Source organism: Salinispora sp. CH2A1_6 (assembly GCF_056820975.1).
Window position 1 is genome coordinate 335308 of record NZ_JBXEDG010000010.1, and the last position, 18859, is coordinate 354166.

General features: G+C 69.8%; 16 protein-coding genes and 2 pseudogenes. 11 read left to right on the forward strand and 7 right to left on the reverse strand.

Annotated features, from left to right (window positions below):
- Positions 1–196 precede the first annotated feature (196 nt).
- On the forward strand, positions 197–889 hold the full coding sequence (locus AC1UKG_RS14955) for an HAD family hydrolase (protein ID WP_482642544.1): 693 nt from the start codon (positions 197–199) through the stop codon (positions 887–889).
- A gap of 72 nt (positions 890–961) precedes the next feature.
- On the opposite strand, the gene AC1UKG_RS14960 is transcribed toward AC1UKG_RS14955, so the two are convergent.
- The 4 genes and pseudogenes from AC1UKG_RS14960 to AC1UKG_RS14975 all read right to left on the reverse strand — a co-directional run bounded on the left by AC1UKG_RS14960 (position 962) and on the right by AC1UKG_RS14975 (position 5889).
- Complete coding sequence (locus tag AC1UKG_RS14960) at positions 962–3511, reverse strand: FtsX-like permease family protein (protein WP_475888887.1); 2550 nt, start codon at positions 3509–3511, stop codon at positions 962–964.
- Positions 3511–4278: an ABC transporter ATP-binding protein gene (locus AC1UKG_RS14965; protein WP_018742567.1), complete on the reverse strand. Its 768-nt coding sequence runs from the start codon at positions 4276–4278 to the stop codon at positions 3511–3513. Before AC1UKG_RS14965 ends, AC1UKG_RS14960 begins: the two co-directional genes overlap by 1 nt.
- Positions 4279–4582: 304 nt before the next feature.
- A pseudogene (locus tag AC1UKG_RS14970) lies at positions 4583–4982 on the reverse strand (response regulator transcription factor); the annotation flags it as partial.
- A pseudogene (locus tag AC1UKG_RS14975) lies at positions 4979–5889 on the reverse strand (RecB family exonuclease). The pseudogenes AC1UKG_RS14970 and AC1UKG_RS14975, both read right to left, overlap by 4 nt.
- Positions 5890–6059: 170 nt before the next feature.
- On the opposite strand from AC1UKG_RS14975, the gene AC1UKG_RS14980 reads away from it, so the two are divergent.
- The 3 genes from AC1UKG_RS14980 (at position 6060) to AC1UKG_RS14990 (ending at position 8730) form a co-directional block, all read left to right on the forward strand.
- Complete coding sequence (locus tag AC1UKG_RS14980; protein WP_482642545.1) at positions 6060–7115, forward strand: site-2 protease family protein; 1056 nt, start codon at positions 6060–6062, stop codon at positions 7113–7115.
- Positions 7116–7119: 4 nt separating this feature from the next.
- The gene (locus AC1UKG_RS14985; protein ID WP_026271172.1) at positions 7120–8076 is read left to right on the forward strand and encodes a tRNA (adenine-N1)-methyltransferase; all 957 of its coding nucleotides are present in this window, start codon (positions 7120–7122) and stop codon (positions 8074–8076) included.
- Between the two features lie 81 nt (positions 8077–8157).
- Positions 8158–8730 carry a hypothetical protein gene (locus AC1UKG_RS14990; protein WP_018742563.1) on the forward strand — a complete coding sequence of 191 codons (573 nt, stop codon included), beginning with the start codon at positions 8158–8160 and terminating at the stop codon, positions 8728–8730.
- A 105-nt stretch (positions 8731–8835) separates the two neighbouring features.
- Here AC1UKG_RS14990 and AC1UKG_RS14995 read toward each other — a convergent pair whose 3' ends face one another.
- Positions 8836–9129: a ferredoxin gene (locus AC1UKG_RS14995; RefSeq protein ID WP_018742562.1), complete on the reverse strand. Its 294-nt coding sequence runs from the start codon at positions 9127–9129 to the stop codon at positions 8836–8838.
- A 174-nt stretch (positions 9130–9303) separates the two neighbouring features.
- Here AC1UKG_RS14995 and arc point away from each other — a divergent pair, with 174 nt between their 5' ends.
- The 5 genes from arc (at position 9304) to prcA (ending at position 14890) form a co-directional block, all read left to right on the forward strand.
- Entirely contained in the window at positions 9304–11085 is a 1782-nt protein-coding gene (gene arc, locus AC1UKG_RS15000) for a proteasome ATPase (RefSeq protein ID WP_018742561.1), read from the forward strand.
- A gap of 148 nt (positions 11086–11233) precedes the next feature.
- A complete protein-coding gene (dop, locus tag AC1UKG_RS15005) occupies positions 11234–12751 on the forward strand; it encodes a depupylase/deamidase Dop (RefSeq protein ID WP_033662564.1) in 1518 nt (505 codons plus the stop codon).
- Positions 12752–12855: 104 nt separating this feature from the next.
- Positions 12856–13071 carry a ubiquitin-like protein Pup gene (locus tag AC1UKG_RS15010; RefSeq protein ID WP_018813509.1) on the forward strand — a complete coding sequence of 72 codons (216 nt, stop codon included), beginning with the start codon at positions 12856–12858 and terminating at the stop codon, positions 13069–13071.
- Positions 13072–13219: 148 nt separating this feature from the next.
- The gene (prcB, locus tag AC1UKG_RS15015; protein WP_018742558.1) at positions 13220–14059 is read left to right on the forward strand and encodes a proteasome subunit beta; all 840 of its coding nucleotides are present in this window, start codon (positions 13220–13222) and stop codon (positions 14057–14059) included.
- Positions 14060–14113: 54 nt separating this feature from the next.
- A complete protein-coding gene (prcA, locus tag AC1UKG_RS15020; protein WP_018742557.1) occupies positions 14114–14890 on the forward strand; it encodes a proteasome subunit alpha in 777 nt (258 codons plus the stop codon).
- Between the two features lie 30 nt (positions 14891–14920).
- On the opposite strand, the gene rfbB is transcribed toward prcA, so the two are convergent.
- The gene (rfbB, locus tag AC1UKG_RS15025; protein ID WP_475888892.1) at positions 14921–15895 is read right to left on the reverse strand and encodes a dTDP-glucose 4,6-dehydratase; all 975 of its coding nucleotides are present in this window, start codon (positions 15893–15895) and stop codon (positions 14921–14923) included.
- A gap of 114 nt (positions 15896–16009) precedes the next feature.
- On the opposite strand from rfbB, the gene pafA reads away from it, so the two are divergent.
- Both pafA and AC1UKG_RS15035 read left to right on the forward strand, forming a co-directional pair.
- The gene (gene pafA, locus AC1UKG_RS15030; RefSeq protein WP_018742555.1) at positions 16010–17368 is read left to right on the forward strand and encodes a Pup--protein ligase; all 1359 of its coding nucleotides are present in this window, start codon (positions 16010–16012) and stop codon (positions 17366–17368) included.
- 55 nt (positions 17369–17423) lie between these two features.
- Positions 17424–17609, forward strand: a complete 186-nt coding sequence (locus tag AC1UKG_RS15035) for a hypothetical protein (protein WP_018742554.1) — start codon at positions 17424–17426, stop codon at positions 17607–17609.
- 7 nt (positions 17610–17616) lie between these two features.
- Here the strand turns inward: AC1UKG_RS15035 and AC1UKG_RS15040 are convergent, their stop codons facing one another.
- On the reverse strand, positions 17617–18702 hold the full coding sequence (locus AC1UKG_RS15040; RefSeq protein WP_018742553.1) for a DUF3866 family protein: 1086 nt from the start codon (positions 18700–18702) through the stop codon (positions 17617–17619).
- Between the last annotated feature and the right edge of the window lie 157 nt (positions 18703–18859).

The following is an 18859-nucleotide window of genomic DNA, read 5'->3' on the forward strand; positions in this document are numbered from 1 at the left end:
CTTGGCGGTACCGGAAGGAAGCTCCTTGCGGTGTCAACGCACCGGTGCTGGCGCATGGTCGATTGCTTCGCCGCCGAAGGCGGTGCGCCCTGCCCGGCCGGCCAGCGGCGAAGGTCACTGGCCCGCAGGATCGGTGTTGCGGCGGGGTCAGCGGCTGGCAGCATCGGTGGTACTGCGAACCCGGAGGAGGCCCACCCTGAGCGCCCAACATCCTGCCGCCGTCCTCTTCGACATGGACGGTACCCTGGTGGACAGCGAGAAGCTGTGGGACATCGCGCTGCACGAGCTGGCAGCCACCTATGGTGGCGTGCTCTCCGCGACCACCCGCCAGGCCATGATCGGAACGAGCATGGCGGCCTCGATGCAACTCCTCCACGAAGACCTGGGCCAGCCGGAGCGCGACCTGCTGGCCAGTGCCGCGTGGATCAACGCCCGGATCCTGGAGTTGTTCCGCGACGGGCTGCAATGGCGGCCGGGCGCGCTGACCCTGCTGCGCGCCGTCCGTGCCGCGCGGATTCCGACGGCCCTGGTCACCTCCAGCGCTCGGGCGCTGGTGGAGGTTGCCCTCGACACCCTGGGGCGGGACAGCTTCGACGCGGTGGTGTGCGGGGATGAGGTGGATGCGGCCAAACCGCACCCGATGCCCTACCTGACCGCGGCTCGGCTGCTCGGTGTGCCGATCGGTCGCTGTGTGGCGATCGAGGACTCCCCGACCGGGGTGGCGAGTGCCCTTGCTGCGGGGGCGGCGGTCCTCGCGGTCCCGGCGGAGGTACCGGTCGAGCCCTGCGCCGACGTGCACCAACTGGCGAGCCTGGCCGCGGCAGACCTGGAGCTCCTCGCGGCGCTGCTTGGGGACCGCCTGCCGGACGCCGCTTTCGGCGCTCGGTAGCGCGCGGCCGCTCCGGCGACCTTCCCCCAGCGTGCGGAAGGGCCCCGGTCCTCGGGGCCCTTCCGAGCTGGCTCAGTCGTGGGCGATAGCGCCCAGGACATCGATGCGCGCGGCGCGGACTGCGGGAATCACCGCAGCGAGGACCCCGACGAGCGCGCCGAGGCCGACCATCGTCCCCATGTCTGCCCAGGGCAACACCAGGTCGGTGATGCCCTCGTCGCGCAGCGCCTCGACGACGGCCGCGCCGAGGCCCGAGCCGACGGCGATGCCGAGCAGCGCACCGAACACCGAGATCACTACCGCCTCTACAGTGATCATGCCCATGGTCTGCGCCCGGCCGAGGCCAACCGCGCGGAGTAGCCCGAGCTCCCGGGTGCGTTCGAGGACCGACAGGGCCAGGGTGTTGATGATGCCGAGCACCGCGATCACGATGGCCAACAGCAGCAGGATCTGGATCATTCGCAACAAGCCGTCGAGCTGGGAGGTCTGCTGCTCGATGAACGCGTCCCGGTCGGCTACCGACACCTCCGGGCTGTCCGCCAGGAGCGTCTCCACCCGGGGCAGCACGTCAGCGGCCTGGGCATCGGGCGTGAGCTGGATGAAGCCCATCATCGGCTGGGGGATGGTGAAGCCCTGCGCCGCGGTGGCCGGCAGAGTGATCGGATCGAGGAACTCACCGGCTTCGTAGATCCCGCTGACGGTGTAGGTCTTCGCCTCGGCGCGGGCCAACCGCACCGGCATGGTGGAGCCGACGGAGAGTCCGCGCGAGGTCGCCACATCCGAGCTGACCAGCATCTGATCCGGCCCGAGTCGACTGATGTCCCCGGCGGTGGCCCGCGCGCCGAAGATCTGCGTCAGCGTCGACACGTCGCTGTTGGCGCCCACCCAGGTGCGCTCGTCGCCGACCTGGGCCAGATCGCCGTATGTTCCGCCGACCAGCGCCACCTCGGGCAGCGCCGCGGTCTTTTCCAGCACCGCCGGGTCGAAGGTCGGCGGTCGGGACCCGGTCTGCGCGCCGGCGATCACCAACTCGGCTTTGATCGTGTCCTGGGCCAGGCCGCTGATGCTGCTCTTGGCGGAATCCAGGATGACGGTGACTCCGGTGACCAGGGCGATGCCGACCATCAGTGCGGCCGCCGTGATCGCCGTACGACGCGGGTTTCGTCCGGAGTTGAGCCGGCCCAGTTTGCCCGGCATCCACCAGGAGAAGATCCCGCCGAGTAGACCGACCACCGGTCGGCTGATCAGCGGGGTCAACAGCGCCACCCCGATGAAGGCGAAGAGCACACCGCCGAGGATGGTGATCAGGGTGTTGCCGCCGGCGTGCCCGCCGAGGCCCAGGAAGAGCAGCGTGGCGCCGGTCGAGGTCACTGCCGCGCCGGCCACCGTGACCTTGGTCAGCGGCCGGTCCGGCGTCGCGACATCCTGCATCGCCGCGATCGGCGGGATTCGGGACGCCCGCAGCGCGGGCAGCAGCGCCGCCACCACCGTGATGATCAGGCCGACCCCGAACGCCCCGATAACCGCCGCCGGAGGTACGGCGATCCCCGCCAGGTCCAGCCCGCCGGAGAGGTTGCCGAACAGGTACGCCAACAGCGCGCCGATGCCGACGCCGGCGCCGAGGCCGAGGCCGGAGGCCAGCAGGCCGACCGCCACCGCCTCCAGGATCACCGAGCCGATGATCTGGCGGCGGCCCGCCCCGACGGCGCGCATCAGCGCCAACTCGCGGGTGCGCTGCGCCACGATGATCGAAAACGTGTTGATGATCAGAAACGTGCCGACCAGTAGTGCCACTGCGGCGAAGCCGAGCAGGATTCGGTTGAAGAAGGACAAGCCCTCTTTCAGGGTCGCCGCGGAGTCCGCGGAGAGCTCGGCACCGGTCTTCACCTCGAAGTCGGCCCCGAGGGCGGCGGCGATGTCGTCGCGCAGCCGATCGTTGGCGACGCCGTCTGCGGCGGTGACCGTGACGTTCGTGAAGGCGTCGCCCTGGCCGAGCATCAACTGCTGCGCTACCGGAGTGGTGAACATGATCTCGTTGACGCCACCGAGGGAGTCGCGCCCGCCGCTGTAGCCGAAGACCCCGACGATGGTGAACTCCTGCTTCGGCGCGAGCGTGAGCACGCCCACCCGATCGCCGGCGGTGACCCGGCCGGCCTTGGCCAGCCCGGCATTGACCAGGATCTCGTCAGCTGCCTGCGGCTCCCGGCCCTCGCGCAGCTGCACGAGATCGCTCACGCCCACCCAGTTCGCACCGATTTGGGGTGGCCCGAAGGAGGCGACCACCTTGCCATTGCTGCCGATCAGGCGTGCGCCGTCGGCGGCCACGATGCCGGTGGCGTCGGCCACCCCGGCAACGTTCCGGATTCGCTCCACCGTCTCGGCCGGCACCGGCGTTGCCACCGCGTCGCCCTCGAAGTCGCCCACCTCCATCCTCGGCTTCGCGGAGACGTTGACGTCCACCCCTTCGTACGCGTCGGCGAAGACGGCGTCGAAGGAACGGCCGAGGGTGTCGGTGAGCACGAACGCGCCCGAGACGAACATGACGCCGAGTACCACCGCCAACCCGGACAGGATCAGCCGGAGCTTGCGTGCCAGCAGGCTCTTGAGGGTCGCCCGGAACATCAGTCGCCCACCTCGACCTGGGTGTCGAGCTTCTTCATCGTGTCCAGCACGGTCTCCGCCGTCGGCTCGATGAGCTCGGAGACGATCTGTCCGTCGGCGAGGAAGACCACCCGGTCGGCGTAGGCTGCGGCGGTTGGATCATGGGTGACCATGACGATGGTCTGCCCGTGCTCCCGCACCGAGTTGCGGAGGAACTTCAGCACCTCCGCCCCGGCCCGGGAGTCGAGGTTGCCGGTCGGCTCGTCCGCGAAGATCACCTGTGGGCGGCTGACCAGTGCCCGCGCGCACGCCACCCGCTGCTGCTGCCCACCGGAGAGCTGCGCCGGCCGGTGCCCCAGCCGCTCCCGCAGGCCGACGGTCTCGATCACCGTGTCGAACCAGGCAGGGTCCGGCTTACGCCCCGCGATCGACAGCGGCAGCAGGATGTTTTCCTTTGCGGTCAACGTCGGCAGCAGGTTGAACTGTTGGAAGATGAAACCGACCTGCTCGCGGCGTAGCTTGGTCAGACCGGCATCCCCCAGGCCGGTGACCGTGGTCTCGCCGATCGAGACCGTGCCCCGGGTCACGGAGTCCAGCCCGGCGAGGCAGTGCATCAACGTTGATTTGCCCGACCCGGATGGACCCATGATCGCGGTAAATCGGCTCTGCTCGAACTCACAGGTGACCCCGCGAAGCGCGATCACCTGTGCCTCCCCGCTGCCGTACACCTTCCACACCTCGCTCGCGCGGGCCGCGGCCTGCGCCTGACGGCCTACCGTCGCGGTCACGTCTTCTCCCTCTCGTCGTTCGGTCCGCGCCGCCCCCCTCGGCCGGCGCGGCAGTCCCATCATGGGTGTTCCCCGGCCCGTATCCCTCCGACTTGGGACGGAGCCGCGGCGGATTTTGTGCTGCGGGTACCCCCGATCGCCCTTCAGGGTTGCCCCTGAGCCCCCGGTGGATTCGAGCCGGGACCCGACCCACATCGGGACCGACCCCGCACGGTGATGTCCAGTGACGGTCAGCCCCGTTGCCCGTTTGTTGGTCACGGTAGGTGAGCGGGACAACCTCCGGCGAAGGGCGGGCAGTCGGGGACCGGGTCAGCCCGGAGTCGGACGCCAGCACCATCGCCCGCACCGGTCGCGGAGCCAGAGCTTGGTCAGGACATGACCGACGTGCCTGCACCGTGGTCTCGCTGACCGACGTGCCGGGGCGATCTCCGCGCTGGACCGCTCCCGGGCGACCTGGATCAGCACCTCCCGCTCCCGCCCGGTCAGCTGGTCGAGCGGCTGCGACGGGGCGTCCGCGGGGCGCGGCAGCAGCCGGCGAGCCAACTCCACCGCCTCGCCGTCGGTGCCGGCCTCGGCCACAACGGCGAGGCCGACCCGGCCCCGGGTGTCGTGCGGTAGCCGGTGCGCAACAGTGGCTGGCCGGCGACGATCAGGATCCGCACCGGCCGCCGCCGCGGGCCGGTGCCCGCGTGGTGCCCACTCACCCGTCGGTGCCCGGCGGCGTCGGCTGGGATCGCGAGTCACGGAGCGAGTCGGCCGGATTCGGGCCCACCGGGAACGGCGGCGGCGTGCCCCCGAAACTCGGACACAGCCGCTGGTGGCTGCACCAGTCACAGAGCCGGCTTGGCCGTGGGCGGAAGTCCTGGGCGGCGGTGGCGGCCTCGATCGCCCGCCAGAGCGCTACCACCGTGCGCTCGAATCGCACCAGTTCGTCGGCGTCCGGGGTGTAGTCGCAGACCTCGACATCTTTCAGATAGAGCAGCCGCAGCACCCGCGGTACCACGCCGCGGGTACGCCACAACACCAGGGCGTAGAACTTGAGCTGGAACAGTGCCCGCGCCTCGAACGCCTCCCGCGGTGCACCGCCGGTCTTGTAGTCGACCACCCGCAGTGCGCCGTCCGGCGCCACGTCCAGCCGGTCCAGGTAGCCCCGGATCAGCAGCTCCTCGTCGACCACCGCGGAGATCAGACTTTCCCGCTCGGCCGGCTCCAGGCGGCGTGGATCCTCCACCGCGAAGTAGCCCTGGAGCAGCCCCGCGGCCGAGTGTAGGAACGTTGACCGGGCCTCGGCGTCGTCGGTGAACAGGGCGGCCAGTTCCGGCTGCTCGGTGACCAGCCGTTCCCACTGCGGAGCCACCAGGTCGCTGGCGGCCCGCGGGGTGCGGCCGGCGGGGGCAGGTCGAACAGCCGCTCCAGTACGGCGTGGACCAGGGTGCCCCGGGCCTGCTCCACGGTGGGCTGCTCGGGCAGCCGGTCGATGCTGCGGAACCGGTAGAGCAGCGGGCAGGTCTTGAAGTCGGCCGCCCGCGAGGGGGACAGTGAGGCCCGCACCGTGGCCGGCACCTCCGCCGTGGGCGAGAGCTGCTGGGCTGTCACCGGATCCGCTGTCATGACCGCAAAGGGTAGGGCACCGGGGTGACAGCGTGACCCGCGCCGTCTGCAAGGCATGATCGGCTCCCGCGTAGCATAGGCCGGTGGAGTCCAGGAGGCGAGGCCCGCATCGACCGGCCGGGGTAACGGTCGGCCGGGTGATCGGGGTGCCGCTGCACCTCGACTGGTCGATGCTGCTGCTCACCCTGGCCGTCACCGTGCTGTACGCCGAGTTCGCCCGTCGGGAGCTTGCGCTCTCTCCGGCCGGTGGCTACCTGATCGGCCTCGGCTTCGTGGTCTCCCTACTCGGGTCGGTGCTGCTGCACGAGCTCGGTCATGCCCTCACCGCCCGCCGATTCGGGATCGGGGTCCGGGGCATCACCCTGGAGCTGCTCGGTGGCTACACCGAGATGGACCGAGATGCCCCGACTCCCCGGGCTGATCTGCTGGTATCCCTCGCCGGGCCGGCGGTCTCCGCGGTACTGGGCGCCGCGGCGGTCACCGTCACCCTGGCGCTCCCCGAGCGCACCCTGGCGCACCAGCTCGCCTTCCAGCTCGCGGTGAGCAACGTGGTGGTCGCGGTGTTCAACGCGCTGCCCGGGCTGCCGCTCGACGGCGGTCGCGCGCTGCGGGCCGCCATCTGGGCCGCCACCCGGGACCGGCACCGGGCCACCGAGGTCGCGGGCTGGGTCGGTCGGGTTGTCGCCCTCGGTACGGGCGGGGGCGCCGTCGTGCTAGCCCTGACCCGTCCGCCGACGCCGCCGGTGCTGCTCGCGATGCCGCTGATGCTGCTGGTCGCGGTCACCCTCTGGCGGGGTGCCGGGCAGTCCATTCGGCTGGCCCGGATCACCCGCCGGCTTCCGCTGATTGATCTCTCCCGGCTGGCCCGCCCGGTCTGCGTCGTTGCGACCGGCACCCCGCTGGCCGAGGCGCAGCGGCGCGCGGCCGGAGCCAACCCACCGGCCGCGCTGCTGGTCACCGACTCCGCGGGCTGCCCACACGCCCTGGTCAACCCGGCTGCCGCCGCGGCGGTCGCGGTCAACCGCCGGCCCTGGTTGCCGGTGGACGCGGTGGCCCGGCCGTTGGCCGAGGTGCCGACCGTGCCGGTCGACCTCGATGGCGAGCAGGTGATGGAGACCGTGCGGCGCCACCCGGGCGCACAGTACGTGGTGACCTCAGGCGAAGATACCGTCGGCATCCTGTACCTCGCGGATCTTGCTCAGCTGCTCGAACCCCACCGGAGATGAACACGTGACTGCACCGCCCTCCGACGCGCCCGACCAGCACGTCCCCGCACCGCCTCCCGCGCGCCGGGGGCCCTTTCAACCCGGTGACCGGGTGCAGTTGACCGACCCGAAGGGGCGAATGCACACAGTTACCCTCGAGCCGGGCAAGGAGTTCCACACCCATCGCGGCATCCTGCACCACGACGCGCTGATCGGTCAGCCCGACGGCAGCGTCGTCAGCACCGCCGGCGGCGGTACGGCGTTCCTGGCCCTGCGCCCGCTGCTCGCCGACTATGTCCTGTCGATGCCGCGCGGCGCCCAGGTGATCTATCCGAAGGACTCGGCTCAGATCGTCGCGATGGGCGACGTCTTCCCCGGCGCGCGGGTGCTGGAGGCGGGGGCCGGGTCCGGTGCGTTGAGCTGTTCCCTCCTGCGTGCCGTCGGCCCTACTGGAGAGCTGCACTCGTGGGAGGCGCGCGACGACTTCGCGCAGATCGCCCGACGTAACGTCGAGGCGTTCTTCGGCGGCCCGCACCCGGCCTGGCGGCTGCGGGTCGGGGACGTGGCGGCGAACCCGGAGACCGGTTTCGACCGGATCATCCTGGACATGCTCACGCCCTGGGAGCAGCTCGACATGGTCGAGCGGGCCCTGGTGCCCGGCGGGGTGCTGATTGGGTACGTCGCCACCACCCCGCAGCTGTCCGAGCTGGTGGAGGCGCTGCGGGAGCGGGGTGGCTGGACGGAGCCGCGGGCCTGGGAGTCGCTGGTCCGGGACTGGCACGCGGAGGGGCTGGCCGTCCGGCCCGACCATCGGATGATCGCGCACACCGCGTTCCTGGTGTCTGCGCGTAAGCTCGCCCCGGGTGTTACCGCCCCACCTCGTCGTCGTAAGCCCAGCAAGGGTATGGAGGCGTACGCGCAGCGCCGGGCGGTGCTGCGGGAGGCGGCGGCCGCCCAGGCCGGCTCGGTGGAGGAGGGATGACGGTCATGACGGTCGAGCAGGACAGCGGGGAATGACGCGACAGCGGCCGACCGGCGTGGACCGGTGGTGCGGGGAGGCGGAATGAAACGGCCGGGCCTGGGCGGCGGCGACGTGCCCGCGGTGTTTCCGGACTGGTCGCCGTATCGGGACCTCGAGTCCGCGACGCGCGCCTACCTGCGCGACCCGGATGTGGCTCTGGAGGCGCTCGGCGGTGTGCTGCGCGGTGCCTCCGTGCTCGGCTTCACTCTGGAGCGGTTCGTCAACGAGGTCAACGGAGTCTGGCAGGAGGTGGTCATCTGTGATGGCAGCCGCCTGGTCCTCTGGCACGGCGAGGACATCCCGCCCGGAGAGGGCCCACCTGGCTCGATGACCTCCTCGCTGCGGGTGGTGCCGGTCTCCTCGGTCACCGAGGTGGGGTGTCGGCGGCGGCTCACCCGCGTTGACGACGGCACCGTGCGGGTGGACGGCATCGATGTCTACCTGTTGTTGAGGTCGCTGGACGAGGCGCCGTCGGGGGAGGAAGGGGTTGGTTCGCTCCGGCATGACGCGTTGCGCTTCGGCAAGACCCTCGATGACGGCGGCGCCGGGCAGATCGCCCGCCTTGAGGAGTTCGCCCGGTTGGTCGCCTCGGCCGTCGGTCGGCCACTGCGTTGAGGAGGGGCCACTCGGCTGAGGACTGACCGCCACGCGTTCGGCGGGAGCCGCTCGGGTGTGGCAGCGCCACTTCCGGCGGTGGCGGTCAGTCCTCGGCGGTGGCGGTCAGTCCTCGGCCTCTGGACCGGCGACTGGCGTGCCGTCGCCGCCGCGGAGCACATGGATGCACTCGCCCGGGCACTCCTTCGCCGAGTCGATCACCTCAAGTCGGAGGTGTTCCGGCACCTCCACCCGACCGCCCGGGGCCTGTACCAGCTCGCCGTCCGGTCCTTTGACGTAGGCGAGTCCGTCGATGTCGAACTCGAAGACCTCTGGCGCGTACTGGACGCAGAGCCCATCGCCCGTGCACAGGTCCTGGTCCACCCAGACCTGTAGCTGGTCCGTCGCGACCTCGATCACGGTTCCCCCAGGTTCGTCCGTCGTACGCCTTGACGGTACCCGAACCGTCGGACGGGTTCCCGAGCCCACCCGGGGCGATCAAGGTTCGGTGACGAGGGTGTTGCATGGGACCGAATCGGCCTCATAGCGGTTAGTGTTAGGGCAGAACGTTCAAGCCCCCCGGGGAGGTGGGACGTGGCACGCAGCGACGACGCGGACTCGCGCGCCGCACGGTGGGAGAAGGAGGCCCACGATCTCTCCACGCAGGTCGCGTTCCTGCAAGAGGAACTCGCTCTGGTGCGGCGCAAGTTGACCGAAAGCCCCCGACAGGTCCGGCAGCTCGAAGAGCGGCTGGCGGCTGCCCAGGCTCAGCTGGGGCGGCTGACTGAGAACAATGAGCGGCTCGTGAGCACTCTCAAGGAGGCGCGAGCGCAGATCGTGACGCTCAAGGAGGAGATCGACCGGCTCGCCCAGCCGCCGAGCGGCTACGGCGTCTTCCTGGCGCGACACGACGATGGCACGGTGGATGTGTTCACCGGTGGCCGCAAGCTCCGGGTAGCCGTCTCACCGTCCCTGGAGGTCGCCGAGCTGCGCCGGGGGCAGGAGGTCCTGCTCAACGATGCGCTCAACATCGTTGACGCGTTCGGTTATGAGCGGGCCGGTGAGGTGGTCATGCTCAAGGAGGTGCTCGCCGGGCCGGACGGCGCTCCCGGCGACCGTGCCCTCGTGGTCTCCCACTCCGACGAGGAGCGCGTCGTGCACCTCGCGGAGACGCTGATCAATGCCCCGATTCGGGCGGGTGACTCCCTCATGATCGAGCCTCGCTCGGCGTACGCCTATGAGCGGATTCCGAAGAGCGAGGTCGAGGAGCTGGTCCTGGAGGAGGTGCCGGATGTCGACTACACCGACATCGGCGGTCTCCACGCGCAGATCGAGCAGATTCGCGACGCGGTGGAGCTGCCGTTCCTGCACGCTGACCTGTTCCGGGAGCACCAGCTTCGGCCACCGAAGGGCATCCTGCTCTACGGGCCGCCGGGGTGTGGTAAGACCCTGATCGCCAAGGCGGTGGCGAACTCGCTGGCGAAGAAGATCGCCGAGCGGCGTGGCGAGGAGAAGCACACCAGCTACTTCCTCAACATCAAGGGCCCGGAGCTGCTCAACAAGTACGTCGGCGAGACCGAGCGGCACATCCGGCTGGTCTTCCAGCGGGCCCGGGAGAAGGCCGGCGAGGGGACCCCGGTCATCGTGTTCTTTGACGAGATGGACTCGGTGTTCCGTACCCGCGGCTCCGGTGTCTCGTCGGATGTGGAGAACACCATCGTCCCACAGCTGCTCAGCGAGATCGACGGGGTGGAAGGTCTGGAGAACGTCATCGTCATCGGCGCCTCCAACCGGGAGGACATGATCGATCCGGCGATCCTGCGACCGGGTCGGCTCGATGTCAAGATCAAGATCGAGCGGCCGGATGCCGAGGCGGCGAAGGACATCTTCTCCAAGTACATCCTCCCCGGGCTACCCCTGCACCCGGACGACCTGGCCGAGCACGGCAGCGATCCGCAGGCCACCGTTGCGGCGATGATCGACGCGGTCGTCCTGCGGATGTACTCGGAGACCGAGGAGAACCGCTTCCTCGAGGTCACCTACGCCAACGGCGACAAGGATGTCCTCTACTTCAAGGACTTCAACTCCGGCGCGATGATCCAGAACATCGTGGACCGGGGTAAGAAGATGGCCATCAAGGAGTTTCTCACCTCTGCCCGCAAGGGCCTGCGGCTGCAACACCTCCTCGACGCCTGCGTTGACGAGTTCCGGGAGAACGAGGACCTACCCAACACCACCAACCCCGACGACTGGGCGCGCATCTCCGGCAAGAAGGGCGAGCGGATCGTCTACATCCGCACGCTCGTCTCCGGCGGCAAGGGCGCCGATGCGGGCCGGTCCATCGAGACCGCCAGTAACACCGGCCAGTATCTCTGACGACGAAGGTCATGGGCCCGGGTCGGGTTTGGACCCGGGCCCATGACCTTCGCTGAGTAATTGCTTCGCACCGCCGCGTCACGTTCGGGTGCGGTGCCGACTACTCTCGACGAAGGGATCGGTCGGGGCGAGTGAAGCGGGTAGGTTTATGAGCGTTAGACGGATCATGGGTACCGAGGTCGAGTACGGCATCTCCGTGCCCAGCCAGGCCGGGGCGAACCCAATGGTCACCTCCTCGCAGGTGGTCAACGCCTACGGGGCGCGTCCCGAGCTCAACCGCGGGGGGCGCGCTCGCTGGGACTACGAGGAGGAGTCGCCGCTGCGCGACGCCCGTGGCTTCACCTATTCCGGCGCCGCGTACGACCCGGCGGAGGCCCTCGCCGACGAGGATCTCGGCCTGGCCAACGTGATTCTCACCAACGGCGCCCGGCTCTACGTGGACCATGCCCACCCGGAGTACTCCACTCCGGAGGTGACCACTCCGTGGGACCTGGTGCGCTGGGACAAGGCGGGGGAGCGGGTGATGGCAGAGGCGGCCCGACGTGCCGCCACCATCCCCGGTAGCCACCCCATACATCTGTACAAGAACAACACCGACAACAAGGGCGCGAGTTACGGCTCCCACGAGAACTACCTGATGCGGCGACAGACCCCCTTCGCCGACATCGTCACGTTTCTGACTCCGTTCTTTGTCACCCGACAGATCGTCGCTGGGGCCGGGCGGGTCGGCCTCGGCCAGGACGGTGGGCAGGCGGGCTTCCAGATCTCCCAGCGCGCCGACTTCTTCGAGGTTGAGGTGGGGCTGGAGACCACGCTCAAGCGGCCCATCATCAACACGCGCGACGAACCACACGCCGATGCCGACAAGTACCGCCGGCTGCACGTCATCATCGGCGATGCCAACCTGTCGGAGATCTCCACGTATCTCAAGGTCGGCACGACCGCGCTGATCCTCACCATGATCGAGGAGAAGGCGCTCGTCCCGGATCTCGGCATCGCGGACCCGGTCAGTGAGCTGCGTGCGGTCAGCCACGACCCCTCCCTCGGCCACCTCATGCGGCTGCGGGACGGGCGGCGGCTCACGGCGTTGGACGTCCAGTGGGCCTACTACGAGCGGGTGCGCTCGTTCGTGGACGACCGGTACGGCAGCGACGTTGACGAGCAGACCGCCGACGTGTTGGAACGGTGGGAGGGCGTGCTGGACCGGCTGGGCCGGGACGTCTTCCTCTGCGCTGACGAGCTCGACTGGGTGGCGAAGCTGCGGCTGCTGGAGGGCTACCGGGAGCGGGAGAAGCTCGGCTGGGGGTCATCCAAACTGCAACTGGTTGACCTGCAGTACTCCGATGTTCGGCCGGATAAGGGGCTCTACCACCGGTTGGTGTCGCGGGGCGCGATGCGGACACTGCTGCCGGCGGAGGCGGCCCAGGTCGCGATGACCGAGCCGCCGGAGGACACCCGGGCCTACTTCCGGGGCCGCTGCCTCGCCCAGTTCGCCTCCGAGGTGGTTGCGGCGAGTTGGGATTCGGTCATCTTCGACGTGGGCCGGGAGTCGCTGGTGCGGGTGCCGATGATGGAGCCGGAGCGGGGCACCCGCGCGCACGTCGGTGCCCTCTTCGACCGCTGTGAGAGCGCCAAGGATCTGCTGGAGACGCTCACCGGTGGTTGAGCCCTTCCACGTGGTGTCCCAGGAGCACGTGACTGGCGCGCGACGGGCCATTTCGTCGTCCGCGCGAGGTAAGTTCGTCGCAGACGATCGTGGAGGAGGCAGCCATGGCGAGCCGTGACAGCGGTGGGCAGTCGCAGACCGGCCGGTCCCCGCAGAACGAGGAGATCGAGGACGTCACGACGGAGGCGAGCGCGGAAGCCGCCGAGCGACACGCCGAGATCACCGAGGACGTGGACGACCTGCTCGACGAGATCGACTCCGTCCTTGAGGAGAACGCCGAGGAGTTCGTCCGGGGCTACGTGCAGAAGGGTGGGGAGTAGGAGTCGGGGCGGGATTCGCCACCACCTGGACACGATCACCGCGCCGGAAGGGTGCGGGATACCCTGCTTTAACCAACGGTGGTCCTGGCTGGTTCCGGAGAGGTCCGGGCAGACCGACCAGGACGATCACGTACCTGAGAGGAACCACGTGGCAGCGGCTTTCGACCCATCCGGGCGTCTTCCGGATCTGTTCACCAGCACGGGGACGTCCTCCTTCTCCGCGTTCCTGAGTAAGGCGGCGCCGGAGTTGCTGCCCGGACGACGGCCGCTGCCGCCCGGGATGGCCACGGACCTGACGCCGCACGCCACCACCATCGTCGCCATCGCCGCTGCCGGTGGGGTCGTGCTGGCGGGCGACCGTCGCGCCACCATGGGCAACCTGATCGCCCAGCGGGACATCGAGAAGGTGTATCCGGCGGATGCACACTCGCTGGTGGGCATGGCGGGTGCCGCCGGAATCGGGGTCGAGTTGATCCGACTCTTCCGGGTCGAGCTGGAGCACTACGAGAAGATCGAGGGTGCGATGCTCTCGCTCGACGGTAAGGCGAACCGGTTGGCCGCGATGGTTCGGGGCAATCTCGGCGCGGCGATGCAGGGGCTCGCGGTGGTCCCGCTCTTCGCCGGCTTCGACCTGGCCGCAACGGATCCGGCGAAGGCCGGTCGGATCTTCAGCTTCGACGTGACCGGCGGTCCCTACGAGGAGACCGGTTACGACGCGGTCGGCTCCGGCTCCTTGTTCGCCAAGGCGGCGCTGAAGAAGCGGTTCCGGGTCGGGCTCTCCGTTGACGACGCGGTGCGCCTGGCCGTGGAGGCCCTCTACGACGCGGCTGACGACGACACCGCGACCGGCGGACCGGACCTCACCCGGCGGATCTATCCGGTGGTGATGTCCGCTACGGCGGAGGGCACGTACCGCCTCACCGAGGCAGAGACGGCGGCGATCGCCGAAAGTGTGGTCGCCGGCCGGATGGAGAATCCCGGCGGCTGAGCCTCCCCCACCCGACCCAGTGACCAGCACAGCGCCGTAAGGAGAACTTCTGTCGTGGCCATGCAGTTCTACGCCTCGCCCGAGCAGATCATGCGCGACCGCTCCGAGCTGGCCCGCAAGGGCATTGCCCGGGGGCGCAGCGCGGTGGTCCTGAGCTACGCCGGCGGGGTGCTCTTCGTCGCGGAGAATCTCTCCAGCGCCCTGCACAAGGTTGGTGAGATCTACGACCGGATCGGCTTCGCCGCCGTGGGCCGATACAACGAGTTCGAGAACCTGCGACGTGCGGGTGTGCGGATGGCGGACCTGAACGGTCTGAGCTACGACCGGCGGGACGTGACCGGGCGGGCGCTCGCCAACGCGTTCGCGCAGACGCTCGGTGCGATCTTCACCGAGCAGTCCAAGCCGTTCGAGGTGGAGATCTGCGTCGCCCAGGTCGGCGCGACCGCGGCGGACGACGAGCTGTACCGGTTGACCTATGACGGGTCGGTCAACGATGAACCCGGCCGAATGGCGATGGGTGGTCAGGCCGAGGCGATCGCGGGAGTGCTGAAGTCGCACCACCGTCCGGACATGTCGCTGGGCGACGCGGTCAAGGTGGCGGTGCAGGCCCTGGGCAGCGTTGGCGGTGAGGGCGGGGCCGCTCGCACGATCGCAGCCGACCAGTTGGAGGTCGCCATCCTGGACCGTGGCCGGGTCGGCCGGACCTTCCGGCGGGTTACCGGCGCGGCGTTGGCCGCACTGCTCGACGATGGCGAGGCCACGGCAGCATCAGCGGAAGCCTCGACCGCGGCGGCCGACTCGACCGAGGCGGCGGAACGCCCCGACTCCTAGGCCCGGCAGGGCCACTGAAATTCAGGCCGGTCACGCCTTGATCAGCGGCTCCCACCAGGCCCGGTTCTCCCGGTACCAGGTGATGGTGGCGGCCAGACCCTGATCGAAGTCGACGGTGGGTTCCCAGCCGAGATCGCGCTTTGTTGCGGTGATGTCGAGGGCGTACCGGCGGTCGTGGCCCTTTCGGTCGGTTACCGGTGTCACCCGGTCCCAACCGACGTTGAACGCGGCGAGCAGCGCGCTGGTCAGTTCCCGGTTGGTCAGGGCAGTGCCCCCGCCGAGGTGGTACACCATCCCGGCCTGGCCGTCCCGCTGTGCCAGTGCGATGCCGCGGCAGTGGTCGTCCACGTGTAGCCAGTCCCGGATGTCACCGCCGTCACCGTACAGCGGCAGGGTGTGTCCATCGATAAGGTTGGTGGCGAAGCGCGGGATCAGCTTCTCGGGGTGCTGGTAGGGACCGTAGTTGTTGGCGCCTCGGGTGATGATCACGTCGAGCCCGTGGGTGCGGTGGTAGGAGAGGGCGAGCAGGTCGGCGGCGGCTTTACTGGCCGAGTACGGGGAGCTGGGGCTCAGTGGCGCAGAGGGGAGCCACGAGCCCTGGTCGATGGAGCCGTACACCTCGTCGGTGGAGACGTGGAGGAACCGTCCGGTGCGGTGCCGTAAGGCGGCGTCGAGCAGGACACCGGTGCCGCCCACGTTGGTGCTGATGAACGGGGCGGCGCTGTCGATCGAGCGGTCCACATGGGATTCGGCGGCGAAGTGGACGATGACATCGTGTCCCGCGACGGTGCTGTCCACCAGCTTCACGTCGCGTACGTCGCCGCGGACGACGTGCAGGCGGGGGTCGTCCCGGACGGGGGCGAGGCTGCCGCTGGTGCCGGCGTAGGTGAACGAGTCGAGCACGGTTACCCGGTCTGGCCGTGGAACCGGCTCGGTGCCGTGGAGTAGGCGGCGCACATAGGCCGAACCGATGAAGCCGGCCCCACCGGTGACGAGGATCCTCACGGCTTGCACCGTACCCGGGGCCGGTGCGGCGCGGGCCGCAGTCGGCCACGAGCCAGCTGGGACGGGTGTGGTGAGCACTGCCCAGATGTCGCCTTGTGCGGCTAGTGTCTCATCATGGAGCGGCGAATCTTCGGCCTCGAGACCGAGTACGGCGTCACCTGTACCTATCGTGGGCAGCGCCGGCTGTCCCCCGACGAGGTCGCGCGGTACCTGTTCCGGCGGGTGGTGTCGTGGGGCCGATCGAGCAATGTCTTCCTGCGCAACGGCGCCCGCCTATACCTGGATGTCGGCTCGCACCCGGAGTACGCGACGCCGGAGTGTGACTCGGTGGCCGATCTGGTGGCGCACGATCGCGCCGGCGAGCGGATTCTGGAGGGACTGCTCGTCGATGCGGAGAAGCGGCTGCACGACGAGGGCATCGCGGGTGAGATCTACCTGTTCAAGAACAACACCGATTCGGCCGGGAACTCGTACGGGTGCCACGAGAACTTTCTCGTCTCCCGGCACGGCGAGTTTGGCCGGTTGGCGGATGTGTTGATCCCGTTCCTGGTCACCCGGCAGTTGATCTGTGGCGCGGGGAAGGTGCTCCAGACGCCGCGGGGGGCTGTCTACTGCCTGTCGCAGCGGGCCGAGCACATCTGGGAGGGGGTCTCGTCGGCGACCACCCGGAGTCGGCCGATCATCAACACCCGGGACGAGCCGCATGCGGACGCGGAGCGGTACCGCCGACTGCACGTGATCGTCGGCGACTCGAACATGAACGAGGTCACCACCATGTTGAAGGTGGGCGCCGCGGACATTGTGCTCCGGATGATCGAGTCCGGGGTGGTGATGCGGGACCTGACGCTGGAGAACCCGATCCGCGCGATCCGAGAGGTGTCGCACGACATCACCGGACGGCGGAAGGTGCGGTTGGCTTCCGGAAAGGAGATCAGCGCGCTGGAGGTCCAGCAGGAGTATCTGGCGAAGGCCACGGAGTTCGTCGAGCGGCGCGGCGGCGATCAGACGGCGAAGCGGGTGGTGGAGCTCTGGGGTCGGGTGTTGCGGGCGGTGGAGACGGGTGATCTGGAGCCGGTGGCCCGGGAGATCGACTGGGTGACCAAGCTGCGTTTGATCGAGCGTTATCAACGCAAGCACGAGTTGCCGCTGTCGCATCCGCGGGTGGCGCAGATGGATCTCGCCTATCACGACCTCCGGCGCGGCCGGGGCCTGTATGGCTTGCTGGAGCGGCGGGGCCAGGTGGACCGGGCGGCGACCGACCCGGAGATCTTCGAGGCGAAGGAGACGCCGCCGCAGACCACTCGGGCGCGGCTGCGGGGCGAGTTCATCCGGCATGCCCAGGAGAAGCGGCGGGACTTCACCGTCGACTGGGTGCACTTGAAGCTCAACGACCAGGCGCAGCGCACCGTGTTGTGCAAGGACCCCTTCCGGGCGTACGACGAGCGGGTGGAGCGGCTGATCGCCAGCATGTGAGCGCGATGGGCGCGGGTCAGCCTCTCCGGCGGCCGCCGGGTAGGCTGATCACGCCATGATGTCAAGCCAACCGGGCGGTTCCGGCTCCGAGAAGCAGAGCTGGACCGAGCGCCGCCGCCAGAAGATTCGTGCCGAGATCGAGCGAAACCGCCGCGGCGAGTACACGGTGCCCACCTGGGTGCTGGCGCTCGCCCTGGCCGCGATCGTGTTGGGTTGGGCCGCACTGGTGATCTTGGCCTGAGCGGCGGTCAGCGGGCGAGCCGCGCGGCGTGCCGCCCCGCCGCCGCGGCGGCGAGGAAGTAGGCGTGGTCCGCATCCAGACCGCGACCCATCGTTGACAGCGGCACCGGGCTGGCCCGCAGTGCGGCGTCGAGGCCGGTTACCGGCACCCGGCGCACCTGGTGCCGGGCGGTGAGTGGGGCCAACGCCGTCTCAACCGCGGTGGCCAGCGCCGGGTCGAGGTGGTCCGGGACGACCAACTCGGCGGGGGCCAGGGCTACCCGGCCGTACGCGGTCAGGCTGTGGTGGGAGACGCCGTGGTGTCGGGGGCGGGGGTCCGCGGCAGAGATGCGTAGGGACCCGACCGGCCGCCCGCCCAGGGCGGCGATCGCGTTGACCGCCTCGCCGACCGCCACCCCGGAGAAGCCCCAGCGGGTGCCGGTACCGAGGTTGCCGGGCCCCTGGGCGACGACAGCCAGGTCGGCGTGGAGCACGTGCCGTGCGGCGAGCAGGCCGGAGTGCAGGGTGCTCGCCTCCAGGTCGCCGCCGAACGCCTGCCCCACGCTGATCGTGCCGGCGAGGTGTCCGTGGAGCCCGGCGAGGGTGCGGGAGAACCAGGCGGGCAGCGCGCCCCCATCGGTGAGCAGGTACGCCACCCGTGCGTCGGGTGCGTCAGCGCGGATCCCGGCGAGTACCGCCGGGAGCGCGGAGTGCAGGTCGGCGGTGACCACGGGCAGGCCGTCCAGGTCGTCGGCGTCGGCCAGGGCCGCCCGGTGCGGGGACGCCTCCTCGTCAACGCCGAGCAGGATCGGCTGCAACGGGGTGTAGCGGGCTTTGACCAGGTGGCCTCCGGCCCGATCGTCCGCCGGTGCGGGCGGATCCGGTGGCAGCCGGTCCGGCAGGGCCACGACCAGGGCGTAGCCGCCGGTGCCGAGGCCCATCAGCAGGGCGCCGACGTTGAGCAGTACCCGGTCGCCGACGCGTGGGTGACCCACCAACTCGGGGTAGGCGAGCGCGCGCATCGTCGAGTCGTCGGCGAGCGTGACGGCCAACTCGACCGCGCCGCTCCACTCCCGCCGGACCGCTGTTACCGTTCCCGACCGCCATCGCACCATGCGCGCGACGCTAGCGGTCGAGTCGGTTGGGGCCGGCGTCCGGGGTGCTGATGAGCGGCGCCGGGTCCGGCCGGACCGAGTCCCGGTGAAAGACCGGACCGAGACGCGCGGCGGGAGAGGTACATGTGTTCGTAGCGTCGGCTGCTAGCGTCGTACC

Coding starts and splice junctions, on each gene's coding strand:
- AC1UKG_RS15040 (WP_018742553.1), bottom strand. CDS start 18,702: ATGGTGCGATGGCGGTCGGGAACGGTAACAGCGGTCCGGCGGGAGTGG.
- AC1UKG_RS15010 (WP_018813509.1), top strand. CDS start 12,856: ATGGCGAGCCGTGACAGCGGTGGGCAGTCGCAGACCGGCCGGTCCCCG.
- AC1UKG_RS14960 (WP_475888887.1), bottom strand. CDS start 3,511: ATGTTCCGGGCGACCCTCAAGAGCCTGCTGGCACGCAAGCTCCGGCTG.
- AC1UKG_RS14980 (WP_482642545.1), top strand. CDS start 6,060: ATGCTGCTGCTCACCCTGGCCGTCACCGTGCTGTACGCCGAGTTCGCC.
- dop (WP_033662564.1), top strand. CDS start 11,234: ATGAGCGTTAGACGGATCATGGGTACCGAGGTCGAGTACGGCATCTCC.
- AC1UKG_RS14990 (WP_018742563.1), top strand. CDS start 8,158: ATGAAACGGCCGGGCCTGGGCGGCGGCGACGTGCCCGCGGTGTTTCCG.
- AC1UKG_RS15035 (WP_018742554.1), top strand. CDS start 17,424: ATGATGTCAAGCCAACCGGGCGGTTCCGGCTCCGAGAAGCAGAGCTGG.
- pafA (WP_018742555.1), top strand. CDS start 16,010: ATGGAGCGGCGAATCTTCGGCCTCGAGACCGAGTACGGCGTCACCTGT.